A 9,198-nucleotide genomic window follows, 5' to 3' on the forward strand; every position below is an offset into this window, starting at 1 on the left:
CTTTCTAAAGCTCTCTCCTTGCTTTTTGAGTTCATAGATCCGAACTTTATCTTCATAAGTTAGTTTCATAATAAAAACACCCCAAAAGTTAGATTTTCTTTTGTCTAACTTTTGGGGTGCAGTTCATGGTCCAAAATAGACTTTTTCTTCAATCTGAGTGACCGTGATGGTCTCTTTTTGTATTAACGCATAGTCACAAATTCTTCTGATCCTGTTGGATGGATAGCAACTGTCGCATCAAAGTCAGCTTTTGTAGCTCCCATCTTGATAGCAACTGCGAAACCTTGAATCATTTCATCGACGCCGTAGCCGATACCATGCAGACCAACGACCTTTTCGTCCTCACAAGCTGTAATGAGCTTGAAGCGAGCTTCTTGTCGGTGGCTGGTAACTGCAGAATACATAGATGCAAATTTTGAAGTATAGACTTTGATGTTTTCTTGTCCATACTCTTTAATGGCTTCTTTCTCAGTCAGACCGACAGTTCCGATAGCTGGGTGTGAAAAGACTACAGTTGGAATAGTAGTGTAGTCCATTTTGGCATTAGTTTTACCGTTGAAGAGTCTTTCGGATAGGGTACGTCCAGCCTTGATAGCAACAGGAGTCAGTTCTTTTTCACCTGTGACATCGCCAAGAGCATAGATACCATCAACGACTGTGTTTTGGTATTCGTCAACCTGGATGAAACCACGTTCATTGAGAGTAACGCCTGCCTTTTCTAGCTGGAGTCCTTTAACGTTTGGACGGCGGCCAGTTGCCCAGATAACTTGACTGGCAGTATGAATACTACCATCTTCGAAATGAATGGTAATGCCTTGTTCAGTTTCTTCAAGTTTAGCTGGAACCTTATGGGTGTGGAGGTTTAATCCAGTGTTGGCCATTTCTTGAACCAAGCTCTCAACAATATAGCTATCAAATCCACGAAGTGGACGCTCACGACGGACAAATAAATCTGTCTGAACACCAAGTGTATGGAGTACACCAGCCAATTCGACAGCAATGTAACCAGCACCCAGAATGGCTACAGATTCAGGCAATTCTTCCCAGGCAAAGACATCATCAGAACTACCACCTAGTTCAGCACCAGGAATGGTAGGGATATGAGGATGGGCTCCAGTTGCAATCACGATGTGCTTAGCACGGATCAACTCACCATTGACACTGACTGTATGAGCATCAACGAACTCGGCGCGTCCTTCAATCAAATCAACCCCATTACGTTTGAAGCTTCCGTCGTAAGAGGAGCGAGCACGATCGATATAGGCTTCACGATTTTTACGAAGCCTTGCATAATCAAATTCATTACCGTTACTGATAAATCCGTAATCTGGCCCATATTTGTGGATGCTCTCTGCGATTTGAGCTCCGTACCACATGATTTTCTTAGGAACACAGCCAATATTGACACAGGTTCCACCTAATTTCTTTTCCTCAATAACTGCCGCTTTAGCACCATGTTCACCAGCACGATTCATGGTAGCAATACCCCCGCTACCTCCTCCAATGGCGATAATATCGTATTCTCTCATAGAAAGCTCCTTTGTTGTTTTCTAGTCATATTCTATCTTTTTTTGAAGGTCAATGCAAAAATCTGCTACGTTTAAAATTTTTAAGAAAATGCTTGCAAAAATAAAAAAGAAAGTGTATTATATAACTAATACAACAATAAAAGATTTAGCAAATGTTTTTGGATGATGAGAAATAAATTGTCCATTTTTAGGATATGTGCTATAATCTTAACATATATATTTATAAAAGGGGTATTGCTATGAAAAGAAAGTCAAAAGCTAAGAAATGGCCTTTATTTACTGCTATTGGAGTGGCGTCTGTACTTGTAGCGGGAGCAGCAGCTGTTCTTCTGTTAAGACAACCAAATCAAGCCGCAGCAAAAGATGAAACTGCTAAGATTGTCCTTGCCAAAGAGGGGTCTGTGGCATCTTCAGTTCTTTTATCAGGTACAGTAACTGCTCAAAACGAACAATACATTTATTATGATGCAAGCAAGGGTGACTTGGATGAGGTCTTGGTCTCTGTTGGTGATCAGGTCAGTGAAGGACAGGCTCTCGTCAAGTATAGTAGCACAGAAGCCCAGGCTGCCTATGATGCTGCCAGTCGTGCTGTTGCTAAAGCTGACCGTCATATCAATGAATTAAACGATGCACGTAATACCGCTGCAGCAACACCTAGCCTTCCGCAAGCAGGTCTAGAAGGAGCAACTGGACAAGCACCAGCTCAGTCATCTGGTTCTGCCACAGCTGCTATTGATTCTCAAATCAGCGATGCACGTGATGTGCGTGCAGATGCAGAAGCGCAACTCGAAAAAGCTCAAGCCCAGTTGAATGCTGCTACGGTATTGAGTACGGTAGAGGGTACAGTTGTTGAAGTAAATCGGAATGTTTCAAAATCTCCAACTGGAAATAGCCAGGTTTTGGTGCATATTGTAAGTAATGATAATTTACAGGTCAAGGGAGAGCTTTCTGAGTACAATCTTGCCAATCTATCTGTAGGCCAAGAAGTCACTTTCACTTCCAAGGTTTACCCAGATAAAACTTGGAATGGTAAGATTAGCTATATTTCAAATTATCCAAAAAATAACAGTGAAGCAAGTAGTAGCTTAGCTGCTTCAAACACAGGTTCAAAATACCCATATACTGTCGATGTAACTAGTGAAATCGGTGATTTGAAACAGGGCTTTACAGTCAGTGTCGAAGTGAAAAGCACTAGCAAAGCATTGATTGTTCCGATCACCAGCGTAGTCATGGAAGAAGAGAAAAACTATGTTTGGATCCTTGATGAAAATCACAAGGCCAAAAAAGTTGAAGTTGGTTTGGGCAATGCAGATGCAGAAAATCAAGAAATCACATCTGGTCTGACAGATGGAGCAAAAGTCATCAGTAATCCGACAGCTTCCTTGCAAGAAGGAAAAGAGGTGAAGACTGATGAAGCAACTAATTAGCCTCAAAAATATCTGTCGTAGCTATCGCAATGGTGATCAAGAACTACTAGTTCTCAAGAATATTAACCTAGAAGTTCATGAGGGAGAATTTGTAGCAATCATGGGACCATCTGGTTCTGGGAAATCTACCCTCATGAATACCATTGGGATGTTAGATACCCCTTCAAGTGGGCAGTATTTTCTAGCTGGAAAAGAAGTAGCTGGTTTGGGTGAAAAACAATTAGCCAAGGTTCGAAATCAGGAAATAGGCTTCGTCTTTCAACAATTCTTTCTCTTGTCCAAGCTTAATGCTCTTCAAAATGTAGAACTTCCCTTGATTTATGCTGGAGTTTCAGCTTCAAAACGTCGCAAATTAGCAGAAGAGTATCTGGAAAAGGTTGAGCTGACCGAGCGTAGCCATCATTTACCTTCGGAGTTGTCAGGTGGTCAGAAGCAAAGGGTTGCCATTGCGCGTGCATTGGTCAATAACCCTTCGATCATCTTGGCAGATGAACCTACTGGAGCCTTGGATACCAAAACAGGAAATCAAATCATGCAACTCTTGGTTGAATTAAACAAAGAAGGAAAAACCATTATCATGGTTACGCATGAGCCTGAAATTGCCGCCTATGCGAAACGTCAAATCGTCATCCGAGATGGTGTCATTTCGTCTGACAGTGGTCTAGTAGAAAAGGAGGAAAACTAAGATGCAGAATCTGAAATTTGCCTTTTCATCCATTATGGCCCACAAGATGCGGTCCTTCTTGACCATGATCGGGATTATCATCGGCGTATCATCCGTTGTCGTTATCATGGCCTTGGGTGACTCTATGTCTCGCCAGGTCAATAAAAATATGACCAAGTCCCAGAAAGACATCCATGTCTTTTTCTCACCTACCAAGAGTAAGGACGGTTCCTTTACCCAGAAGCAATCTGCTCTAACCCTGTCTGGTAAAGAGGAAGATGTTTTTGTTGAACCTCCAAAACCACAAGAAGCTTGGGTTAAGGAAGCTGCTAAGCTCAAGGGAGTGGATAGTTACTATGTGACCAACTCAGCCAATGTGACCTTGACCTATAAGGATAAAAAGGTGGAACACGCTAACATGACTGGTGGGAATGTCACTTATATGGATGCGGTCGAAAATGAAATCATTGCAGGTCGAAGTCTTAGAGCACAAGATTATAAGGATTTTGCAAACGTGATCATTTTAGATGAAGAACTTGCCAATAGCCTTTTTGGTTCAGCACAAGAAGCTCTCAATCAGCTTGTTGAAGTAAATGAAATCAGTTACCGTGTTATTGGTGTTTATGCAAGTAAAGAAGCTAAGGCTGCAAAAGCCTTTGGAGTCGGAGGACTACCAATCACGACCAATATTTCTCTTGCAGCCAATTTTAACACAGACGAGATTTCAAATATTGTCTTCCGTGTTAACGATACGAGCTTGACTCAGACTTTAGGTCCAGAATTGGCAAGAAGAATGACGGAGATTGCAGGTCTCCAACAAGGAGAGTATCAGATAGCTGATGCAACGGAAGCCTTCAACGAAGTGCAACAAATGTTTGGCTTCATAACAACGATTATTAGTGCCATTGCGGGTATTTCCCTCTTTGTCGGCGGTACTGGTGTTATGAACATTATGCTTGTTTCGGTGACAGAGCGTACCCGTGAGATTGGTCTACGTAAAGCACTAGGAGCAACACGGGCTAATATCCTGGTTCAATTCTTGATTGAATCCATGATTTTAACCTTATTAGGTGGGGTCATCGGTCTTCTGCTTGCTGCAGGAGTGACCATGCTTGCAGGTGTTCTTCTTCAAAACTTGATTGCAGGAATCGAAGTTGGCGTATCCATCCCAATCGCTCTCTTTAGCTTAGCCGTCTCAGCTGGCATCGGTATGATATTTGGTGTTCTACCAGCCAATAAAGCCTCTAAGCTCGATCCAATCGAAGCTCTTCGCTATGAATAAGATAATCAATAGGAAAAACAAGATGGACATCAGTCTGTCTTGTTTTTGTATGGATTTCCTTATCGAAAATCATTAAAATATGATATAATGAAGTGTTAGAAAAACAGGTTTCATTTGCCTGGAAAGGAAATATTATGTCTGAAAAGAATTTTTATATTACAACACCGATTTACTATCCATCTGGTAAACTTCATATCGGTTCTGCCTACACAACTATCGCATGTGATGTCTTAGCACGTTACAAACGCCTGATGGGCTACGATGTCTTTTATCTGACTGGTCTTGACGAGCATGGCCAAAAGATTCAACAAAAAGCAGAAGAAGCTGGCATCACGCCTCAAGCCTATGTTGATGGAATGGTAGTTGGAGTTAAAGAACTATGGCAATTACTAGATATCTCATACGATAAATTTATCCGTACAACTGATGACTACCATGAAAAAGTTGTCGCACAGGTCTTTGAACGATTGCTTGCTCAAGATGACATCTATTTGGGTGAATATTCTGGCTGGTATTCAGTCTCAGATGAGGAATTCTTTACAGAAAGCCAGCTTGCAGAAGTTTTCCGTGATGAAGCTGGAAATGTGACTGGCGGTATCGCTCCATCAGGTCACGAGGTTGAATGGGTTTCAGAAGAGTCTTATTTCCTTCGCCTCAGCAAATACCAAGACCGCTTGGTCGAATTTTTCAAATCACATCCTGACTTCATTACTCCTGATGGCCGTCTCAATGAAATGCTACGTAACTTCATTGAGCCAGGTTTGGAAGACTTGGCGGTTTCTCGTACAACCTTTACCTGGGGTGTACAAGTCCCATCAAATCCAAAACACGTGGTTTACGTTTGGATGGATGCCCTTCTCAACTACGTGACGGCTCTTGGTTATGAACAAGATGAGCATGGTAACTTTGACAAGTTCTGGAACGGAACAGTCTTCCACATGGTCGGAAAAGACATCCTTCGTTTCCACTCAATCTACTGGCCAATCTTGCTCATGATGCTCGATATCAAGTTGCCAGAACGTTTGATTGCTCACGGTTGGTTTGTCATGAAAGACGGTAAGATGTCTAAGTCTAAAGGGAATGTCGTTTATCCTGAAATGTTAGTAGAACGTTATGGACTTGATCCACTTCGTTACTACCTCATGCGTAGCCTTCCAGTCGGTTCAGACGGAACCTTCACTCCAGAGGACTATGTAGGTCGTATCAACTATGAATTGGCAAACGACCTTGGGAACCTCCTCAACCGTACGGTTTCAATGATTAACAAGTACTTTGATGGTCAAATCCCTGCCTATGTAGAAGGTGTAACAGACTTTGACAATGAACTTGCTCAAGTGGTAGAACAATCAATCGCTGTCTACCATACACACATGGATGCAGTTGACTACCCACGTGCACTTGAAGCAGTCTGGACTCTTATCTCACGTACTAACAAATATATAGACGAGACAGCTCCATGGGTCTTGGCTAAGGATGAAGCTCTTCGTGACCAATTGGCAAGTGTCATGAGTCACTTGGCAGCCAGTCTTCGTGTTGTAGCTCACTTGATTGAGCCGTTTATGATGGAAACCAGTCGTGCGGTCTTGACTCAACTTGGTCTAGCAGAAGTTTCTAGCCTTGAAAACTTGAGCCTGGCAGATTTCCCTGCTGGTGTGACTGTTGTTGCCAAAGGAACACCAATCTTCCCACGCCTCGATATGGAAGAAGAAATCGCCTATATCAAGGAACAAATGGAAGGCAACAAACCAGCCGTCGAAAAAGAATGGAATCCAGATGAAGTTGAACTCAAACTCAACAAGGATGAAATCAAGTTTGAAGACTTTGACAAGGTCGAAATCCGTGTTGCAGAGGTCAAAGAAGTTTCTAAAGTGGAAGGCTCTGATAAGTTGCTTCAATTCCGCCTTGATGCTGGTGACGGTGAAGACCGTCAAATCCTTTCTGGTATTGCAAAATATTATCCAAACGAACAAGAATTGGTCGGCAAGAAAGTCCAAATCGTTGCCAACCTTAAACCTCGTAAGATGATGAAGAAATATGTCAGCCAAGGTATGATCCTCTCAGCTGAACATGATGGCAAATTAACCCTTCTCACAGTTGATCCAGCTGTACCAAACGGAAGTGTGATTGGATAAGATTAAAGAACCAGTTTGAGCTGGTTCTTTTCTTTTGTGAGATAGCAGTTGATAAAAGTGTCATTCTGCTTTATAATGAAGAAAAACGGAGGAAATTGCCATGAAATACATTCCATTTGGTCAAGAGAAAAGAGAATTGTCCGAAATCGTTCTAGGCATGATGCGAATCAGTGACAAGTCGGTTAAAGAGGTTGAGGAGTTGGTTGAAACAGCCCTATCCGTAGGAATCAATGCCTTTGACTTGGCAGATATCTATGGTGGAGGTCGTTGCGAAGAATTACTGGGACAAGTGTTAAACAATCGTCCTGACCTGCGAGAAAAGATGTGGATCCAGTCCAAGTGTGGCATTCGCATAGAAGAATTTACCTATTTTGATTTTTCAAAAGATTATATTTTAGAGTCAGTAGACGGGATTCTAAAAAGATTGCAGGTTGATTATCTAGATAGCTTGCTTCTCCATCGCCCAGATGCCTTGATGGAAGCTGATCAAGTGGCTCAAGCCTTTGATATTCTACACAAATCAGGTAAAGTTCGAGACTTCGGTGTGTCCAATCAAAATCCTATGATGATGGAATTACTGAAGAAAGAAGTCAAACAACCTTTATCTATCAATCAATTACAACTAAGTGCAGCTTTCACACCTGGTTTTGAATCAGGTTTCCATGTCAATATGGAAGGTGACAAGGCAGCTTTGCGTGATGGAAGCATCTTTGAATACTGCAAATTAAACGACATGGTTATTCAGGCCTGGTCAGTCTTGCAGTTCGGATATTTCAAAGGGAATTTTGTCGGCAATGAGAAGTTCCAACAACTAAACAAAGTCCTAAATCGATTAGCCTTAAAATACGGTGTGAGCCCATCAGCTATTGCTATCGCTTGGGTGTTACGCTATCCAGCTAAGATGCAGGCAGTAGTAGGAACAACTAACCCTAAACATTTGATAGAAGCAAGCCAAGCAAGCAATGTCAACCTGACTCGAAAAGAATGGTATGAGATTTACCTAGCAGCAGGGAGTGATTTGCCTTAGAAACTAAAACGAAATCCTATCAAGAGCGAGATCGATTCTCGCTCTTTTTATCTTTGTTTAAAACTCTATATAATTGTTTGAAAATGCAAACCAATGATAGTATAATAAAATAAAAAATTTTTTAGGGAAAGTAAATATGAAAAAAATATAGCAATCATATCTATTATGATATTTGCAGTACTAGGTGTTAGTTTGGGTTATTATTTTTTATCTTATGTACCTTATAAAACTGCTGTTAGTAACTTTGAGAAGGCTTCTACATCTCTAAAAGAAAAAAATAAAGATATTGAAGACTTATTATCTGAGGCTGAAACGGTGGTTGAAAAAGGAGAAGAAGCACTAGAACCAAATACTTTAGATGATTTAAAGAATTCTGTTGAAGAAACTCAAAAATCAATAAGAAAAGTACCTGAAATAGAGAAAAAAACAAAAGATATTGAAAATCAGACTGATGAAATGAATCAACCGTTAAGTTATACTGAGATTCAAAATGAGTTAAAGGACAAACTTGAAAAATACAAGAATAGCGTCATTCAATTAAAACAAATTACGAATCCATCTAGTACTTTTATTGAGGAACGACTAAAAGAGGTTGATACAATTACAGGAGTACAATCTGTGACAGAAAGTAATGATCCAAATAGGCATTTAAATAAACAAGGTGGCTATACAGCATCGGTTTATTTTGTAGATAATCAAGTAAATCCACCAGTAAACGGATCTGATATTATTCAAAAAGGCAATGATGCTGGAGGAAATATAGAAGTATATAAGACTAAAGAGGAAGCAGAAAAACATAATAATTATATTAGTACTTACGATGGAACCGCTCTTCAACCTGGTTCGCATTATGTTTATGGTACAGTTTTGATTCGTACTTCTTCAAGATTAACAGCAAGTCAACAACAAGAACTAACTAAAAAAATATATCAAAAACTTATAGAAATTAAATAAAATACGATAAAAATATTCTATATCTTTTCATGAATTTGAAATCAAAGAGCGAGGTATGACCTCAATGTCATTAAGTTAAGAAATTCAAATACAATTCTGTATTTGGGTTTCTTTTTTTATGTGCTAAACTGATAGTTAAGGAGGTACTTCCCATGATAAAACAGATAAAAGCCCACTTGAATA

Annotated in this window: 7 protein-coding genes; 6 read left to right on the plus strand and 1 reads right to left on the minus strand. The window is 40.4% G+C overall.

Going from position 1 to position 9,198, the window contains the following annotated elements; genetic code table 11:
- Positions 1-182 precede the first annotated feature (182 nt).
- Positions 183-1,529 (minus strand): glutathione-disulfide reductase, encoded by a 1,347-nt coding sequence (gene gor, locus QM374_RS10335; protein WP_414311687.1) that lies wholly within the window; start codon positions 1,527-1,529, stop codon positions 183-185.
- 239 nt (positions 1,530-1,768) lie between these two features.
- Between gor and QM374_RS10340 the strand changes: the two genes are divergently transcribed.
- The 6 genes from QM374_RS10340 to QM374_RS10365 all read left to right on the plus strand — a co-directional run bounded on the left by QM374_RS10340 (position 1,769) and on the right by QM374_RS10365 (position 9,015).
- The gene (locus tag QM374_RS10340; protein WP_414311688.1) at positions 1,769-2,956 is read left to right on the plus strand and encodes an efflux RND transporter periplasmic adaptor subunit; all 1,188 of its coding nucleotides are present in this window, start codon (positions 1,769-1,771) and stop codon (positions 2,954-2,956) included.
- Entirely contained in the window at positions 2,940-3,641 is a 702-nt protein-coding gene (locus QM374_RS10345; RefSeq protein ID WP_414311689.1) for an ABC transporter ATP-binding protein, read from the plus strand. Before QM374_RS10340 ends, QM374_RS10345 begins: the two co-directional genes overlap by 17 nt.
- A 1-nt stretch (position 3,642) precedes the next feature.
- Positions 3,643-4,902: an ABC transporter permease gene (locus QM374_RS10350; RefSeq protein WP_414260433.1), complete on the plus strand. Its 1,260-nt coding sequence runs from the start codon at positions 3,643-3,645 to the stop codon at positions 4,900-4,902.
- A 134-nt stretch (positions 4,903-5,036) separates the two neighbouring features.
- Positions 5,037-7,034: a methionine--tRNA ligase gene (metG, locus tag QM374_RS10355; RefSeq protein WP_414311690.1), complete on the plus strand. Its 1,998-nt coding sequence runs from the start codon at positions 5,037-5,039 to the stop codon at positions 7,032-7,034.
- A gap of 100 nt (positions 7,035-7,134) precedes the next feature.
- The gene (locus QM374_RS10360; protein WP_414311691.1) at positions 7,135-8,061 is read left to right on the plus strand and encodes an aldo/keto reductase; all 927 of its coding nucleotides are present in this window, start codon (positions 7,135-7,137) and stop codon (positions 8,059-8,061) included.
- A 165-nt stretch (positions 8,062-8,226) separates the two neighbouring features.
- Positions 8,227-9,015, plus strand: coding sequence for an EbhA (locus QM374_RS10365; protein ID WP_414311692.1), 789 nt, complete (start codon positions 8,227-8,229; stop codon positions 9,013-9,015).
- The last annotated feature ends 183 nt before the right edge of the window (positions 9,016-9,198 follow it).

Origin of the sequence: Streptococcus infantis, from assembly GCF_047465525.1 — a bacterium.
Classification (GTDB): domain Bacteria; phylum Bacillota; class Bacilli; order Lactobacillales; family Streptococcaceae; genus Streptococcus; species Streptococcus infantis_R.